This is a genomic window from Vibrio sp. D173a (assembly GCF_030248475.1).
Window position 1 is genome coordinate 1 of record NZ_JAHGAH010001164.1, and the last position, 650, is coordinate 650.

Genomic DNA, 650 nt, shown 5'->3' on the forward strand with positions numbered 1-650 from the left:
AAAACAGCTTGTAGCCAAACTTTCTCAGGATATGGATTTGGCTCGCGTCACTCTCAAGGATGGTGATACGAATCTTATTGGCATACATCAAACGCCCAATGATCTGACCAAAACGACCAAAGCCGGCGATGATCACACGAGGGCTGCGATCCACTACATCAGACGACATTGCATTCTCAGCGCTAGCAGCCGTGAAGATAACAAAAGCAAACTCACCACCTTGGCTCAAGATCATCGCCATACGACTGCGCGCTTTGGCTTGAGTCCCAAAAATACGAGCAAGGGCATAAAGTACGAGACCTTTCATGACGACCAGTGAGAGCACCGCCATCAAGATGGCAAATGGGCTTTCTGCGAGTAGCCCAAGGTTCACCGCCATACCCACAGAGATGAAGAATAAGCCAAGTAACAGCCCTTTGAATGGTTCAATCGCAATCTCTAACTCATGACGATACTCGCTCTCAGCCAGTAGTACACCTGCTAAGAAGGTGCCGAGTGCCATTGAGAGGCCAATCTGCTGCATGATGACGGCAATACCAATCACCAGAAGCAGCGCAGCGACCGTAAACAGCTCACGAACACCGCTCAATACAACGTAGCGAAACAGCGGGCGAAGTAGAAAGTGACCACCAACGAGTAAGCCAATCACA

1 protein-coding gene is annotated in these 650 nt (G+C 49.7%); it reads right to left on the reverse strand.

The genetic code is table 11. From position 1 onward, the window contains the following. Positions 1-650, reverse strand: a 650-nt coding sequence (locus tag KIV40_RS32040; protein ID WP_285353378.1) for a cation:proton antiporter, incomplete at both ends; no start/stop codon positions are given.